The sequence below is a fragment of the Streptomyces sp. NPDC058576 genome (genome assembly GCF_042718715.1).
Taxonomy (GTDB): Bacteria; Actinomycetota; Actinomycetes; order Streptomycetales; family Streptomycetaceae; genus Streptomyces.
The window spans coordinates 1-14,343 of the sequence record NZ_JBHXPF010000029.1 but is presented as its reverse complement, the minus strand read 5'-3'; the positions used below and the strand labels follow the sequence as shown (position 1 = coordinate 14,343).

14 protein-coding genes are annotated in these 14,343 nt (G+C 72.0%); 3 read left to right on the top strand and 11 right to left on the bottom strand.

Translation table 11 applies throughout. The features are described from left to right. Window positions 1-142 precede the first annotated feature (142 nt). The 8 genes from ACFWRV_RS20915 to ACFWRV_RS20880 all read right to left on the bottom strand — a co-directional run bounded on the left by ACFWRV_RS20915 (window position 143) and on the right by ACFWRV_RS20880 (window position 7,409). Window positions 143-955: an anti-sigma factor gene (locus ACFWRV_RS20915; protein WP_384336653.1), complete on the bottom strand. Its 813-nt coding sequence runs from the start codon at window positions 953-955 to the stop codon at window positions 143-145. Further along, a complete protein-coding gene (locus tag ACFWRV_RS20910; protein ID WP_384336651.1) occupies window positions 942-1,499 on the bottom strand; it encodes a sigma-70 family RNA polymerase sigma factor in 558 nt (185 codons plus the stop codon). The genes ACFWRV_RS20915 and ACFWRV_RS20910 overlap by 14 nt, the downstream gene beginning before the upstream one ends. Before the next feature lie 47 nt (window positions 1,500-1,546). After that, window positions 1,547-2,212 (bottom strand): class F sortase, encoded by a 666-nt coding sequence (locus ACFWRV_RS20905; RefSeq protein ID WP_384336649.1) that lies wholly within the window; start codon window positions 2,210-2,212, stop codon window positions 1,547-1,549. A gap of 95 nt (window positions 2,213-2,307) precedes the next feature. Then, window positions 2,308-3,144, bottom strand: coding sequence for a DUF4397 domain-containing protein (locus ACFWRV_RS20900; protein WP_384336647.1), 837 nt, complete (start codon window positions 3,142-3,144; stop codon window positions 2,308-2,310). Window positions 3,145-3,350: 206 nt separating this feature from the next. Then, the gene (locus ACFWRV_RS20895) at window positions 3,351-3,596 is read right to left on the bottom strand and encodes a hypothetical protein (RefSeq protein WP_384336645.1); all 246 of its coding nucleotides are present in this window, start codon (window positions 3,594-3,596) and stop codon (window positions 3,351-3,353) included. 81 nt (window positions 3,597-3,677) lie between these two features. Further along, complete coding sequence (locus tag ACFWRV_RS20890) at window positions 3,678-5,738, bottom strand: glycosyltransferase family 4 protein (protein WP_384336643.1); 2,061 nt, start codon at window positions 5,736-5,738, stop codon at window positions 3,678-3,680. A gap of 159 nt (window positions 5,739-5,897) precedes the next feature. Beyond that, window positions 5,898-7,238 carry a glycosyltransferase gene (locus ACFWRV_RS20885; RefSeq protein WP_384336641.1) on the bottom strand — a complete coding sequence of 447 codons (1,341 nt, stop codon included), beginning with the start codon at window positions 7,236-7,238 and terminating at the stop codon, window positions 5,898-5,900. A 30-nt stretch (window positions 7,239-7,268) separates the two neighbouring features. Then, window positions 7,269-7,409: a hypothetical protein gene (locus ACFWRV_RS20880; RefSeq protein WP_384336639.1), complete on the bottom strand. Its 141-nt coding sequence runs from the start codon at window positions 7,407-7,409 to the stop codon at window positions 7,269-7,271. A 203-nt stretch (window positions 7,410-7,612) separates the two neighbouring features. Here ACFWRV_RS20880 and ACFWRV_RS20875 point away from each other — a divergent pair, with 203 nt between their 5' ends. Next, window positions 7,613-7,957 carry an STAS domain-containing protein gene (locus tag ACFWRV_RS20875; protein WP_384336637.1) on the top strand — a complete coding sequence of 115 codons (345 nt, stop codon included), beginning with the start codon at window positions 7,613-7,615 and terminating at the stop codon, window positions 7,955-7,957. Window positions 7,958-8,209: 252 nt separating this feature from the next. On the opposite strand, the gene ACFWRV_RS20870 is transcribed toward ACFWRV_RS20875, so the two are convergent. Then, on the bottom strand, window positions 8,210-9,139 hold the full coding sequence (locus ACFWRV_RS20870; protein ID WP_384336635.1) for an ROK family protein: 930 nt from the start codon (window positions 9,137-9,139) through the stop codon (window positions 8,210-8,212). A gap of 207 nt (window positions 9,140-9,346) precedes the next feature. On the opposite strand from ACFWRV_RS20870, the gene ACFWRV_RS20865 reads away from it, so the two are divergent. Then, window positions 9,347-10,375 carry a LacI family DNA-binding transcriptional regulator gene (locus ACFWRV_RS20865; RefSeq protein WP_384336633.1) on the top strand — a complete coding sequence of 343 codons (1,029 nt, stop codon included), beginning with the start codon at window positions 9,347-9,349 and terminating at the stop codon, window positions 10,373-10,375. A 738-nt stretch (window positions 10,376-11,113) separates the two neighbouring features. Next, entirely contained in the window at window positions 11,114-11,980 is an 867-nt protein-coding gene (locus ACFWRV_RS20860) for an SMP-30/gluconolactonase/LRE family protein (RefSeq protein WP_384336783.1), read from the top strand. Between the two features lie 9 nt (window positions 11,981-11,989). Here the strand turns inward: ACFWRV_RS20860 and ACFWRV_RS20855 are convergent, their stop codons facing one another. Further along, window positions 11,990-13,288, bottom strand: a complete 1,299-nt coding sequence (locus tag ACFWRV_RS20855; protein WP_384336631.1) for a DUF6986 family protein — start codon at window positions 13,286-13,288, stop codon at window positions 11,990-11,992. 164 nt (window positions 13,289-13,452) lie between these two features. Beyond that, on the bottom strand, window positions 13,453-14,343 hold an 891-nt coding region (locus tag ACFWRV_RS20850), incomplete at its 5' end, for an electron transfer flavoprotein subunit alpha/FixB family protein (RefSeq protein WP_384336629.1).

Genomic DNA, 14,343 nt, shown 5'->3' with positions numbered 1-14,343 from the left:
CCGGGACTTCGACCCGGGCGCAGTTGAGCGACGGGTTCGCGAAGAGTTCCTTAAGGGACCCGCTTGTTGCAGTTTCCTCGCACGCACAGCGTGCGGCGCGGCGGGCACCCAGGTCGCCGCGCCCTTTACCTGCTTCGCGCTGTCAAGCGCCGGCGAACTGTCCGCGCACAACGCTGTTGCCCGAATGTTCCGGGCTGCCGTTGTAGGCCTGGACGGAGACATCGACGAACGGATAGTCCTTGAGGTCCAGGTTGTCCGGTACGGGGAGCACCGCGTGGCCCTCGGGGCCCAGAATCCCCATGGATATGAGTTTGGTGTGGCTGCGGTCCATGAGCCAGACCTCGAAGTATCCGGAAGTCTTCGGCAGCCCCTCGACCTTGATGTCGAGTTTGCGCTGTCCGGAAGCGTCACCGATACGCGCGGAGCCGAGCGCGCTGGGCACGAGAGGGGTGAGAGCCCGGCTGTTTCCGGCAACGGCAGGCTGACGGTCCTGGTCGACAGCCCACCAGGTGATGCCGCTTCCGGCCGCCGCCCCCAGCAGGGCCGCTGCCACAGCGACGACGAACGCGGTCCGACGCCCCCGCCGCGCGCCGGACCCGTTCCCGACAACGGAACGAGAATCTGGATCGTCGTCATCCCCCCACAGGACGTGGACGGCATCCTTCCGCCTCGCGGATCCGGCCGCCGGGCCGCCCTCCGCGGGAAGCGGGGTCGGCCTTTCCTCGGCGGTGTCATCGAAGTCCAGATGCAGCTCGGCGCATATACCGGACCAGACGTCCGGTGGCGGCTCCACCAGCTCCTGCTCTTCGGGGGCACGGCCCGCGTCGACCACGCGCACCAGGTCAGCCAGGTCCCGCGCGCACTGGGAGCACTCGCTCACGTGTGCCGATCCGACCGATGACGGCGCATCGCCCAAGGCGATCAGCACCAGATCGTTCAGGCTATTGTGCTGCACCGTCCACCTCCTCCAACCTGCGCCTGAGCGCGATGAGCCCGCGTCGTGCGTGGGTCTTCACCGTTCCCAGCGGCCACCCCGTGCGCTCAGCGATCTGAATCTGGGTGAGGTCGTCGAAGAAGGCCAGCTCCAGCACCCGCCGCTGTGCGGGAGTCAGATCAGCGAGACAGTCGCGGACCAGGAGCTGATCGACGATCACTTGCGGTACGGCGTCATCCAACCGCGGGATCTCCACCGCGGTGGCCGACACCGCCTCCAGATCGCGCCTGCGACGGGACCGCTGCTCCAGAGCGTCGGCGATCTTGTAGCGCGTGATGCCCATGAGCCAGGCCAGCAGAGTCCCTTTCGAAGGCTCGAAACCGGCACGGCCACGCCAGGCACCGATGAAGACCTGCTGTGCGATGTCCTTGGCTTCCTCGGCGTCGCCCAGCGCGCGGCCGGCCACCGTGTAGACGAGCGAACCCCACCTCCGGTAGGCCGCGGCCAGACATGACTCATCGCCCAGGGCGAAGCCCTTGGCGATGTCCTCATCCGTCTTCGGCACACGCGACAGAATAGTCGTAAGGATGTGCGGGCCACCCCAGGGCATCGTCAACTCGTCTCCGGCACCGCGGTGATCACCAGATTGTCCTGGTAGCCGCCGCGGTCTTCGAGGAACGGCCCGGTGCAGGTGATCAGCGTGAGAGCGGGTGAACCGTCCCGGCGGAACACCCCGGAGTCCGCCAGTTCATCCTTCGGGACGGTTCGGCGCGAGACGATCCGGTACCGCGTGGTGGACCCGTCCGAATCGCGCACGGCCACGCGGTCGTCCGCTCGGACGTCGTCGAGCTTGGCCAGCACGCCGAGTCCCTGGGTCCGGGAGTCGACGTGGCCGACGATGACTGCCGAGCCCTCCGATGAGCCCGGGGTGGGACCGAAGCGGTACCAGCCGACGCGGCGCGCGTCCTCGGGGACTTCCGTCTCCCCGTCCGGCGCCACGCCGACCGGGTCGATGGGCGCACTGACGCGCAGCCGAGGTATCTGCAGCAGGCGCGGCTGTGCGTCGGCAGCCCCTGACGCCTCCGGAGAGGGCGTGGGTGAAGCGGCGGAGGGACCGCTGGCTGCCGGCGCCTCCTGGGCAGGAAGGGGAGCACCGAAGTCCGCCGGCCCGGCATCGCGGTCCAGCCGGATCACGATGAGAACGGCGAGCAGCGACAGACCGAGGATCGCCCCAGTGGCCAGGAGCCACCGACCTCGCGGGGAACGACGGTGCTTCATCGACGGATGTCTTCCTTCTGTGAGGAGTGGTCGACGGCGGGGCCGGAGGAGCGGGTGGTGCGGGAGCGTCGCCCGCTCCTCCGGATGCCGAACGGTCAGCGCTGCGAGGTGAGGAGTCGGCGGCCCCCGACCGCCGCCCCGGCCACGGCGATCCCGGCGAGCGCGAGGGACCAGCCCGACAGCCCGGCGGAGTTCGTGGCGTTCTGGCCGGTCTCACCGGCCGGCACACCGTGCGGGGCGGAGTGCAGGTCCTTGAAGGTCTGTGTCTTCAGGGCGAGGTTCTTGTCGTCCGCGCTGCCCCAGGCGTACACGACCGTATTGACGCCCTCGGCGAGATCGAGTTCGGCCGGTCCGATGGCGACCGTGTCCGTACCGGCCAGGGTCACGTCGGCCTCGACGGTGCCGGCGTCGACCTCTCCCTTGATCTCCTTGGGGTTCTCCAGGCCCTTGAAGACGGGAGTACCTCCGGCCCGGACGTCGACGGCCGGTGCGGCCGCGACATGGCGGACCGTCAGCCGGGACTTCCCGGCCGGCACCTTGGACAGGTCGTTCACGAAGGCGTTGAGGGCGGGCTTGCCGTCGGCTGTCAGGTGCGCCACCAGCGTCGCGTCGGCTCCAGCGGGCACCTCGACCTTCTTCTCGATGGCGGGTGTGCCGTCGGGGCCCTCGCCGTCCTTGAAGACCTTGATGTCGTAGCTGCCGGCCTTGAGTTCGAGAGGGTCCGTCAGAGTGCCGGGCTCGAAGTCCGGCAGCAGTTCCTTGCCGTTGGCGTACACGTCGACCTTCAGGCCGGGTACGGCGTGGAAGACCGAGACGACTGCCTTGTCATCGGCTGCGGCGGCGGGCGCGGCGAGCGCGGGGGTCGCGGCGACGAGACCGATCGTGGTGGCTGAGGCCAGCGCGAGGGTCGCTGCTATGGGCCGAGGGGTCATGGAGTTTCCCTTCACCGGGACTCCTGGGGGGAGTCTGTGCAGAGCCTTCCGCCCCTCGCGGCTCCTCGGTTTCACTCCAGTCGGAAAATATTTCTCGGACGTGCCGGGGGTCCACGGCTCTCGTGGAGAGGTACGTCCGAGGGCTGCGGGACAGCCCTGGGGAGCGAGGTGACCGCGCGTCACCCCGCCCGGCACGCGCTGCCGCGTCAGTGCTTCAAGGAGTGCGAGGGCTGGTGGTCCCGCTCGTAGTTCGCCAGGGCCAGGCCGAGGGCGAGAAACGTCGGGGCCCACTCGCCCACGAAGATGCCCCACCGATCCGCGCGGTCCGTCCCCGACGATTCACCCTTCATCGAACCGCACCACGTCACGACGGACAGGCCGATCGATACGAAGGCGGCCGTGTAGGCGTGCTCGGAACGCAGTCCCTTTTCGTGCAGCGTCTGGACGATCATGGCTCTCCTGCGGGTAGAAGTCATCGGACTGGGATCATCCTTACTTCCCGCACGTGTCGGCGCATCTTGGTAGGAATGCACTCAAAGCGGCCGCAGACATGCTTCGGTGTACTCCTGGGCGAGCGCGTCGGCCATCTCCGCGACGGAGAAGCGCTCACGGACGGTCCTGCGCCCCGCACGCGCCATGCGGCGCCGTTCGGGTTCGGCCAGCGCGGCCAGGCGGTGCAGGCCCCGTGCCAGCGTGAGCCGGTCGGACGTGTCCAGCAGGACGCCGTTGACACCGTCGCGCAGGTAGTGGGGGATGCCTCCCCGCCGCGTGCCGGCCACGGGCAGGCCCGCCTCCATGGCTTCCAGCACGGCGAGGCCGAACTCCTCCTTGAGACTGGGACACACGTACCAGGCCTTGAATCCCTCCGACTCGGCGAGGGCGTGCTCCAGTCGGCGTACCTCGTCGTTGGGTATCGCGGGCAGGAGCGCGAGGCGGCGAGCGGCGGAGGGGGACTCGCGCACCCTTGCGTGGAGACGGCGCCGCATGTCCCGCTCCTCCTCGGAGGGGTGCTCGCCGGCCCCGCCCACCAGGACGAGTGTCGTGGTGCGCCAGAGGCCGCCGTTCAGCCAGGCGTCGACGAGGAGGTGTTGCTGCTTCATCGGGTGGAGCCGGCCCACGCACAGCAGAAGTGTGAGGTCCCGGTCCCCGGGGGCGAGTGTTCTGATGTCGTCGCCGCCTGCGAACAGGGTCCCCAGAAGCGTCTTTCTGAGTTCGTTCTCGTGCTGAGCCGGCGTATACGCGGGGACGCCCTCGGGCAGGGCGGAAGGGCCTCTGCCGTCGTTGCGGGTGGAGAGTACCGGGAAGAACCTGAGAAGCTCCGCGCTTCCTCCGCGACCGGGGATGCCCACGACGGAGTGGGCTCGGTGCACCAGTCTGTCGGCGAGGAACACTCGGTGCAGGTCATGCCGCAGGTGCTCCGCGGACCGGCTGCTGCCGGAGGCGGTGTCTCCGTGGCGTCGCGCCAGATGCCGATGCGGATCCGGGGTGGCCGTGAACACCAGGCGACACCCGAGGATTCTGCCTGCCTCGGCCAGTCCGAGGCTGGCGTCGTCGGCGTAGCGTACGTGCAGCACGTCCACGGGCCGGGGCAGAAGGCTCAGGAGGCGTACGGCCCACCAGGTGAGTCCTGGACGGTGTGCGGGCATCTGCTGTTGCGCCGGGCCGGTCGGGGCGTCGACGGGCAGGCGTACGACCCAGTGCCCGGGGGCACGTTCCCGCACCAGGCACGGGTCCTCGGCGAGGTCGCGATGCCCCGCTGTCACGATCGTCACCACCCCGGCGGCCGCGCTCGTCGACGCCAGGCGGTCTCCCAGTCCCGCGAGCAGGACGGAGAGACCTCCGCTCTGCCCGTGGCCAGGGCGGTCCAGGCTCCCCAGCAGCATGGACTGGGCGATGAGCAGGCCGCCGGGCCTCATCCTGACACCGGCGAGATCGGTCGGAGGGCTGAGCAGCAGCCGCTCGTAGTCGTCGCCCGCGGTCGCCGTGTCCGGGAGGCGGCCGCTGCCGCCGGGGAGCAGATGGAGGTAGCGCCACAGGGCGTGCCGAGCCTCCCGGACCGGTGACGCGGCGGCAGCGGCGGCGGCCTCCTCGGCTGCCAGGGGGCGGAGTCCCGCACTCATCGCGAGTTCGAGCAGCACGGGGATGTGCTCGGGGTGACCATGGCCGCCGACCAGCTGTCGTCGCAGCACTTCCCGGGCCTGCCGGGGGCCGTAGCGGCTTACCGACCCAGGCCACAGCTCCAGCACCGGACCTGCCTGGTGGGGATGGTCCAGGGCTACGTGGAGCAGGGTGCGCGGAGGCAGGGCGATCCCGAGGCGGCAGGCTCGCCGGAGCGCCGCTGTCGCCGAATCGTCGGGGGTGAATCCGACGGCCCGACGGCGGCCCCCCTGGGGGCGGCGCCCGTACTCGGCGGCGAGCAGTTGAGCGAGCAGTCCGCCGGGGGACGGATCGGCTGCCGGCTGCGCGGCCGGTGGGTCCGGCTCTTCGGCGGGTATGCCGTAGAACGCCGAGCGCGCGGCCAGCAGCTCGTCGAAATCCAGTCCGCCGAGCGCGTCCCTCTCGGGGGATCGGTGCGCGGAAGCGTCAGTGGACAAGGTGAGCCTCCTGTGGGAAGTGGAGCCGGGTGACAGTTCGGCGCTCACCCGTCCGACGGATGCACCCGGCGCGGTCGCATCGCGCCGGGGCCTGTCCGGCACCGCGCCGCACGGCCCGGGACGAACGCCCGGCGGAGAAGCGGGCGATCTCTTCGCACATCAGCGCCCGGGAGCGCTCTCGGCCATGACGCGCAACAACTGTGCCGCCGCCCAGACCGGCCCGCGAGACCTCAGCCGGGGGGAACTGCTCAGGGGCACGTCGGTCGCCGGCTCCCGCAGACCGTCCAGCGCCGCCCGGACGTCCGCCCGTTTCAGGGTGTTCGGGTCGGCCACGACCCCGGCGCCCAGGCGCTCGGCGTCACGCGCCACCGCGAACTGATCGCTGGAGAAGGGGAGCACCAGAGCGGGAACACCCGCGCGCAGGCATTCGGTGAAGGAGTTGCCCCCGCCGTGGTGAACCATGGCGTCCACATGGTTCAGCAGACTCTGCTGCGGCACGGTCGCGGCGATCACCGCCCGGTCGCCGGCCAGGTCCGCCAGCGCCGGCGACCGGCTCCCCGCGGCCGCGATCACTCCCACGTCCGGCAGACCGTCGAGCAGGCCCTTGATCACGGTGCGCAACACGTCGCCGCGAGCCGACAGAAACGTGCCGAAGGCGACGAGGACGATCCTTTCCGCCCGTCGCCGCAGCCGCTCCAGGCGCAGCAGCCAGGCGGTGTCGAGCGGCGGGGAGTGCGGCGGAACCATGTGGCCCGCGAACAGACGGGCGGGGCCGGTGGCGGGCCTGGGCAGCCACGGCAGATCCGGGTAGCCGTGGACGACGGCATGAGGTGAGGTGAGCGCGAAGGCTCGCCCAGGAGCCGGTGCCGAGGGCGCGTGGCGGCGTACGAACTCGTGAAACGCGCTGGTGAACGCGAGGTCGTTCTCGCGGGCGGCCGCCAGCAGGCGGTTCGCGTCCGCGTGGCCGGGGCGCAGCGCCTGGGGCCAGTCGTAGGGCACACCGAAGTACGCCTCGGGGCCCGCCGGCAGATAGGTGGGATGACCTGGGCAGAACGTTGCATAGGGTGCACCCAGGCAGTGCAGGGCGAGCGTGACGGCGAAGCTGAGCTGGTCCGTGACGTACCAGTCCGGGCGCAGTCGCTCGTCGAGGACGCGCAGCTTCCGCAGGACGCCCTCGGGGTCCGAGAGCATGTCCGCCCGCCGATGCCGCGCCTGGGTGAGCAGAGTCGGCACGGCCCCGGCGCGGGTGGCCTCCAGGAACTCCCCCAGTCGGGCCGCCTCGGCCAAGGGCTGCCGGGTCGCCTCTGCGACTCCGGTGTTGGCGTTCCGTGTCACGGTCAGCGGGACGAACGTCACGCTGTCGCCCCGTGCGAGGTGGGCGAATTCCTCGGCGCAGGCGAAGTACACCTCCGCACCTCGCGCACCGAGCGCCCCCGCCAGCGTCGCCAGCGGGGCAGCGTGCGAGTCGAACGGCGGGCTGACGACGACGATGCGCGGCATGGGGTCCTCTCCGTCGTGCGGGATCGGCGGTCATCCGATTCTGGGCGAGATGCGGCGGGTCCGCTCGCCTGATTGTTCGACCTGCACGGCCCGCTCGGATGCAGCCCGACGCTCACGCTTGGTGTCCAGGACGTCGAAGATGCCGTTGCTGTCGAAGATGACAGGCCCCATGAGGCTGATCGTCCGGACAGTGGAGGACGGGTACTCATTTGCACCGGCCGCATGTGCGGTGATCTCGCAGGGCGGGTGTGGACCCCTGGGGCATCCGTCCGCGCACGGGCTTCCGAGTGCCGCCGAACGAACCCTTCCCTGCTGCCGGATGCACTATAGGAATATGGCGGAATCTCGTCAGTCGGCCGCGAAAGGATGCCACCGTGGCGACCCACCCCGGCTCCACTCCGTCGGCAGGACCGACCATGACGGTCGCTGTCATCGAAGGGCCGCGCGCCACCCTGGTGCTGGCCGGAGATCTGAGAGCTGAGAACCTGCGGGAGCTGGAGCAACTCCTTGCTGAGCCCTCTCTGAACGAGGCTGCCGAGTGGCACGTGGACATGAGTGACGCGACACGCCTCGATCTGGCCTGCGCCTACGCGCTGCTACGTGCGGCAACGCTGCGGCCGGAGCAGGCTGTCCTCACGATTCACGGAGCGCGGCGCTCCGTCCAGCGGACGCTTCGCCACGCAGGGCTCGATGCGGTCGCCGTTATCGATGGGCGATGACGGGCGTCGGCCGGGGGCGGGGCCCGGGCCCGGGGTCCGCCGAGGGCGACGTCGGCTGACGCCGTTGTGCCTTCAGCTGTCGAAAGATGGTGGCGTTCATGAGCGTGGCCCGTGCTGGGACGCCCGGCGGAGACCCGGCCGATGCCGTCGGCGGCGGACTGGCATCTCTCTGCGGTACGCGCGAGGGGTGGACCAAGGGGCGCCCTGCCTGACGAACCGGGCGCCCCCTGGAAGCTGTCGCGGCGGGGCCCTTCAGCGCAGCGCGATCGCCGCCGCGGCGGCCCCGACCAGACCGGCGTCGGTGCCCATCACGGCGGGTGCGATCGTCAGCCGCCTGAGGTAGGAGAGCGTGGCGTAGTCGCGCAGGCTGCGGCGCAACGGTACGAAGAGCACGTCACCGGCCCCGGCCACTCCCCCGCCGACCACCGCGATGTCGAGGTCCGCCAGGGTGGCGGTGGCGGCGATGCCGGCCGCCAGTGCCTGGGCCGCGCGCTCGTAGGAGGCGATGGCGACCGGGTCCCCGGCGCGGGCGGCGACGGCCACCGCGGCGGCAGTCCCGTCGCCGTCCGGACCGGGCCGCCAGCCGTTCTCCAGGGCCCGGCGGGCGATGTTGGGACCGCTGGCGATGCCCTCGACGCAGCCGCGCGCACCGCAGGGGCACAGGTCCCCGTCCAGGTCGACGCTGATGTGGCCGATGTGCCCGGCGTTGCCCGAGGGGCCGGGGCGCAGGGTGCCGCCGAGGACGAGGCCGCCGCCGACGCCCGTCGACACGACGAGGCACAGCGCGTTGTCGTAGCCGCGCGCCGCACCGAGCCAGTGTTCGGCGGCCGTCATCGCGACCCCGTCGCCCACCAGCGCGACCGACAATCCGCCCGCCGTCTTGTGCACCCGCTCCACCAGCGGGAAGTCCCGCCAGCCGGGGACGTTGACCGGGCTGACCGTGCCCGCGGCGGCGTCCACCGGACCGGCGCTGCCGATACCGATCGATCCGGCCCTGCTCCACAGCGGCGAGGCCATCAGCTCGCCCAGCACCTCGTCCACGGCCCCCATGACCGCCTCGGCCCCTTCCCGGGCGGGCGTCGGCCGCTGCGCCCGTACGAGAAGGGATCCGTCGCCGTCCACCAGCGCTCCGGCGATCTTGGTGCCGCCGATGTCGAGCGCGGCGACGAGGTCGGTATGCATCGGTGGGGACTCTCCGGATCGGTGAAGGGGCGGGACCTGCGGGTTCCGTCCACAGTCTGCACAGTCTCCATTCAGTTGACAACGTTGTCCAGGGCCTATGCTCGACGCCACAGCCTCCGATCACCCCCGCGGCGCCCCCACTCGGCCTCGCTCGGCCCCGCCCGGAGCACCGCAGCCCCGCCCGTATCCGACGACAGGACAGCGCACGTGGACCGGACCGCCCGTCATTCCGAGACCCGCTACGGCAACCGGCCGACCATGAAGGACGTGGCGGCTCGCGCCGGAGTCGGCCTGAAGACGGTCTCCCGGGTGGTGAACAGCGAGCCCGGCGTCACGCCCGACACCGAGCGGCGCGTGCAGGAGGCGATCGACGCGCTGGGCTTCCGCCGCAACGACAGTGCCCGCGTGCTGCGCAAGGGACGTACGGCATCCATCGGACTGGTCCTGGAGGATCTGGCGGACCCGTTCTACGGTCCGCTGAGCCGCGCTGTGGAGGAGGTCGCCCGAGCGCACGGCGCGCTGCTGATCAACGGTTCCAGCGCCGAGGACCCGGAGCGGGAGCAGGAGTTGGTGCTGGCGCTGTGCGCCCGCCGGGTGGACGGTCTGATCGTGATCCCGGCGGGCGACGACCACCGTTATCTGGAGCCGGAGATCAAGGCGGGCATCGCCACGGTCTTCGTGGACCGCCCGGCGGGCCACGTCGACGTCGACATGGTGCTCTCCGACAGCTTCGGCGGGGCCCGGGAGGGCGTGGCGCACCTCATCGCGCACGGTCACCGCAGGATCGGGTTCATCGGAGACCAGCCGCGGATCCACACGGCCACCGAGCGACTGCGCGGCTATCACGCCGCCATGCGGGACGCGGGCATCACCGTCGAGGACGGCTGGGTCTCCCTCGGCTCCACCGAGCCGGAGCGGGTCCGGGCCGCCGCCGAGGAGATGCTCGGCGGGCCCGAGCCGGTCACCGCCCTGTTCGCGGGCAACAACCGGGTGACGGTGACGGCGGTCCGGGTGATCGCGGAGCGGGAGCGGCCGGTGGCGCTGGTGGGGTTCGACGACATCGAGCTGGCCGACCTGCTCGGCATCACCGTGATCTCGCAGGACGCGGCGGCGGTCGGCAGGACCGCCGCCGAGCATCTCTTCCGCCGCCTCGACGGAGCGGACCACGCCACGGCACGGGTGGAACTGCCGACGACGCTGATCCCCCGCGGCTCGGGCGAACTGCCGCCCGCCTGAAGCCGGTCGGGCCCACCGGGGCCCGGGAAGCCACGCGCACCAGGGCCGCCGACCCCCGAACCCCGCCGCCCGGCCGGAGACGGCAGCCCGACGGCTCGGCGCTCGAAGCCCTCCTGCTCGACGGCCTGACCGGCCGTCACGCCGGGCACCTCAAGGCGTACGCGTCCCCGGAGCGCCGGGGGGGTCTTCCACGACCGCGCCCACGTCGAACGGCACCTGGTGCGCCGTGGACGTGTACGACATGGACGTGTGCGGTGCGCGGTGGGCGGCACACGATGCGCACCTGTCGCGCTCGTGGCGGGGCAGCAGCGCGCCGGGACAGCCGAAGACGGCCCGGCTCGTCCGGACGGGAGGGGCGGCAGGGGCCGTTGGGGTGGCCGCCCGGTCCATCGGGGCGTGGTGCCGACGGATCGGCGGGAGCGGCTCCCTATCGTCGGCCGCCGACGCCCCGTCCCCCGTACGGCACGCCCCGGCGGACCGGTCGACGGGCCCGGGTGTCGGACCGTCACCTCCGCAGCTCCCCTCGGCCCGCCCGCCCGCTCGTCCGCCCCTCGGCTCGGGCACCGCGCGGACCGGACCCCGGGGCGCCCCCTCCCCTTCCCGGGCCGGTACGGCAGCGGGCAGGGCATCCAGAACAGGTACGCACCCATGAGCCGTCCCACGACGACCCCATCGATCCCTTCAGCCCCGCCGGTCCCGAAGCCGGTCCGCAGTCAGCCGCGCTGGCGGCTCGCCGCCATGGCGGCGGCGCTGCTGCTGTGCGCGGCACCGGTCGCCTCCGCCACGCCCAAAACCGCGCCCGGGACGGCGGACGGGCGCCCCCCGGCGCAGGGTGGAGCGCCCCTGTACATCTCCGACTACGCCGACAACACCGTGCTGCGCCTGCCGCCCGGCGGCGGCGCGCCGGTCACGGTCGCGGCGAGCGGCTTGATCCGCCCGACCGGGATGACGCTCGGCCCCTCGGGCGACCTGTACATCGCCGACACCGGCAACAACCGGGTCGTCGTGGTGCCGGGCGACGGAGGCCCGCAGACCGTCGTCCCGACCACCGACCTCTCCCGCCCCATCGGGCTGGCGCTGGACGCGGACGGCGACCTCTACATCGCCGACAGCTTCAACGACCGGGTGGTGAAGGTGCCCGCCGACGGCAGCGGCCAGGTCACCGTCCCCACCACCGGGCTGCTCCATCCCAACGGTCTCGCGCTGGACCGGGCGGGGAACCTCTTCGTGGCGGACTTCGTCAACGACCGCGTGGTGAAGGTCCCGGCCGACGGCGGCCCGCAGACGACCGTGCCCACGACCGGGCTCTCCCAGCCGACCGGTCTGGCCTTCGGCCGGGGAGGGGATCTCTTCGTCTCCGACAGCGGCAACGACCGGGTGGTCCGGCTGCCTGCGGGCGGCGGGCCGCAGCGGACCGTCCCGGCGACCGGGCTCAACTCCCCGTACGGCCTGGCCTTCGACCCCGCGGGCGCGCTGTACATCGCGGACTTCAACAACGACCGGGTGGTGCAGCTGCCGGCGCGCGGCGGCCAGCGGACGGTGCCGGTCGCGGGCCTGCGCACCCCGGCGGGACTGGCCGTCCCCTCGGGGCGCGAAGGCTACTGAGGCTCCCCCTTACGGAGCGGTGACCGTCAGGTCGCCCCGGCGCGGTGAGGCGAAGGCGTCCAGGTCCGCGCGGGTCAGGCCGGTCAGCCGGGCGACCTCGGCGGTGTCCAGCGCGCCGCAGTCGATGCCGCGCAGCAGGTAGCCGCTGAGGGCCTTGGCGGTGGCGGGCTCGTCCATGACGTCACCGCCGGCCTTGGCCACGTAGGCGGCGAGCCGGGCGGCCGCGGGCTCCAGGCCCTCGCGGTAGAAGGCGTAGACGGCCGCGTAGCGCGTCGGCAGGTGACCGGGGTGCATGTCCCAGCCCTGGTAGTAGGCGCGGGCCAGAGCGCGGCGGGTGAGGCCGTAGTGGAGCCGCCAGGCCTCGTGGACCTGGTCGGTCGGGCCGACGGGCAGGACGTTGGTCGAGCCGTCGGAGACACGTACGCCGGTGCCCGCGGCGGCGACCTGCATCACGGCCTTGGCGTGATCGGCGGCCGGGTGGTCACTGGCCTGGTAGGCGGCGCTGACCCCGACGCAGGCGCTGTAGTCGAAGGTGCCGTAGTGCAGCCCCGTCGCCCGGCCCTGGGCGGCGTCGATCATGCGGGCGACGGCGGCGGTCCCGTCGGCGGCGAGGATGGACTGGCTGGTCTCGATCTGGATCTCGAAGCCGATCCGCCCGGCGTCGAGGCCGTGGGCCTTCTCGAAGGCTTCGAGGAGCTGGACGAAGGCGGTGACCTGCTCCGGGTACGTCACCTTCGGCAGGGTCAGCACGAGCCCTTCGGGGAGCCCGCCCGCCTCCATCAGGCCGGTGAGGAAGACGTCGGTGGTGCGGATGCCCCGGTCGCGTACACCGGCCTCCATGCACTTCATCCGGATGCCCATGTACGGGGCGGCGGTGCCGTTCGCGTACGCCTCGGAGACCAGGCGCGCGGCGCGGGCGGCGGCCTCGTCCTCCTCCGCGTCCGGACGGGGACCGTAGCCGTCCTCGAAGTCGATGCGCAGGTCCTCGACGGGCTCGCGCTCCAGCTTGGCGCGCACGCGGTCGTGGACCGGCCCGGCCAGCTCCTCGGGGATGCCGAGGACGGCGGCGAACGCGGAGGCGTCGGGGGCGTGTTCGTCGAGGGCGGCCAGCGCCTGGTCGCCCCAGGAGCGCAGGGTGCCGGGCTCGAAGACGTCACCGGGTACGTAGACGGTGTGCACGGGCTGGCGGGTGCCGGGATCGCCCGGATAGCGGCGGGCGAGCTCCGCGTCGACCGCCGTGAGGGAGGCACTGATCTCCTCGCTGACCGCACCGGCGAGGCTCGTTGCCACCTTCTCCTGCTGACCCATGAACGTACCCTCCACGCTCTCGTCGTTTCCGCTTCCCGGAATCAACAATCCGTATAGTGAAGTTATAAGGCCGCTCGACCTGCGTCAATGGTCGCCCGGAACGGCGCCGGGCCGCGCGGTGGGGTTCACCGTGCGGCCCGGGGCGGGGGTGGTTCGCCGGGGGATCAGCCCTTGCGGGCGGTGATCTCCTCGGTGAGCTGGGGAACGACGGCGAAGAGGTCGCCGACGACGCCGTAGTCGACGAGTTCGAAGATCGGGGCCTCGGCGTCCTTGTTGATCGCGACGATCGTCTTCGAGGTCTGCATGCCCGCCCGGTGCTGGATCGCCCCCGAGATACCCGAGGCGATGTACAGCTGCGGCGAGACGGACTTGCCCGTCTGCCCGACCTGCGAGGTGTGCGGGTACCAGCCCGCGTCCACCGCCGCACGCGACGCGCCCACCGCGGCACCCAGGGAGTCCGCGAGAGCCTCGATCACGGGGAAGTTCTCCGCACCGTTGACCCCCCGGCCACCCGAGACCACGATCGCCGCCTCGGTCAGCTCCGGACGCCCGGTCGACTCACGCGGCGTCCGCGAGGTCACCTTCGTACCCGACGCGCCCGCACCGAACGACACCGCCAGAGCCTGGACCGCACCCGCCGCCGCGGCCGGCTCGACGGGAGCCGAGTTCGGCTTGACCGTGATCACCGGAACACCCTTGGAGACCCGGGACTTCGTCGTGAACGACGCGGCGAACACCGCCTGCGTCGCGACCGGACCCTCCTCACCGGCCTCCAGGTCGGTGGCATCCGTGATGATCCCCGAACCGACCCGCAGCGCCAGACGGGCCGCGATCTCCTTGCCCTCGGCCGAGGACACCACCAGCACCGCCGCCGGGGAGACCGCGTCGAACGCGGCCTGCAGCGCATCCACCTTCGGCACCACCAGATAGTCCGCGAACTCCGACGCCTCGGAGACCAGGACCTTCACCGCACCGTGCTCACCCAGCACACCCGCGGTCGCTTCCGCACCGGCACCCAGCGCGACCGCGACCGGGTCGCCGATACGGCGGGCGAG

Bases quoted from the DNA above. Each gene is read 5' to 3' on its own strand.
- ACFWRV_RS20885 (WP_384336641.1), bottom strand. From the start codon at position 7,238: ATGCCGCGCATCGTCGTCGTCAGCCCGCCGTTCGACTCGCACGCTGCC.
- ACFWRV_RS20855 (WP_384336631.1), bottom strand. From the start codon at position 13,288: ATGGGTCAGCAGGAGAAGGTGGCAACGAGCCTCGCCGGTGCGGTCAGC.
- ACFWRV_RS20895 (WP_384336645.1), bottom strand. From the start codon at position 3,596: ATGATCGTCCAGACGCTGCACGAAAAGGGACTGCGTTCCGAGCACGCC.
- ACFWRV_RS20905 (WP_384336649.1), bottom strand. From the start codon at position 2,212: ATGAAGCACCGTCGTTCCCCGCGAGGTCGGTGGCTCCTGGCCACTGGG.
- ACFWRV_RS20860 (WP_384336783.1), top strand. From the start codon at position 11,114: ATGGCGGCGGCGCTGCTGCTGTGCGCGGCACCGGTCGCCTCCGCCACG.
- ACFWRV_RS20880 (WP_384336639.1), bottom strand. From the start codon at position 7,409: ATGGGGCCTGTCATCTTCGACAGCAACGGCATCTTCGACGTCCTGGAC.
- ACFWRV_RS20870 (WP_384336635.1), bottom strand. From the start codon at position 9,139: ATGCATACCGACCTCGTCGCCGCGCTCGACATCGGCGGCACCAAGATC.
- ACFWRV_RS20900 (WP_384336647.1), bottom strand. From the start codon at position 3,144: ATGACCCCTCGGCCCATAGCAGCGACCCTCGCGCTGGCCTCAGCCACC.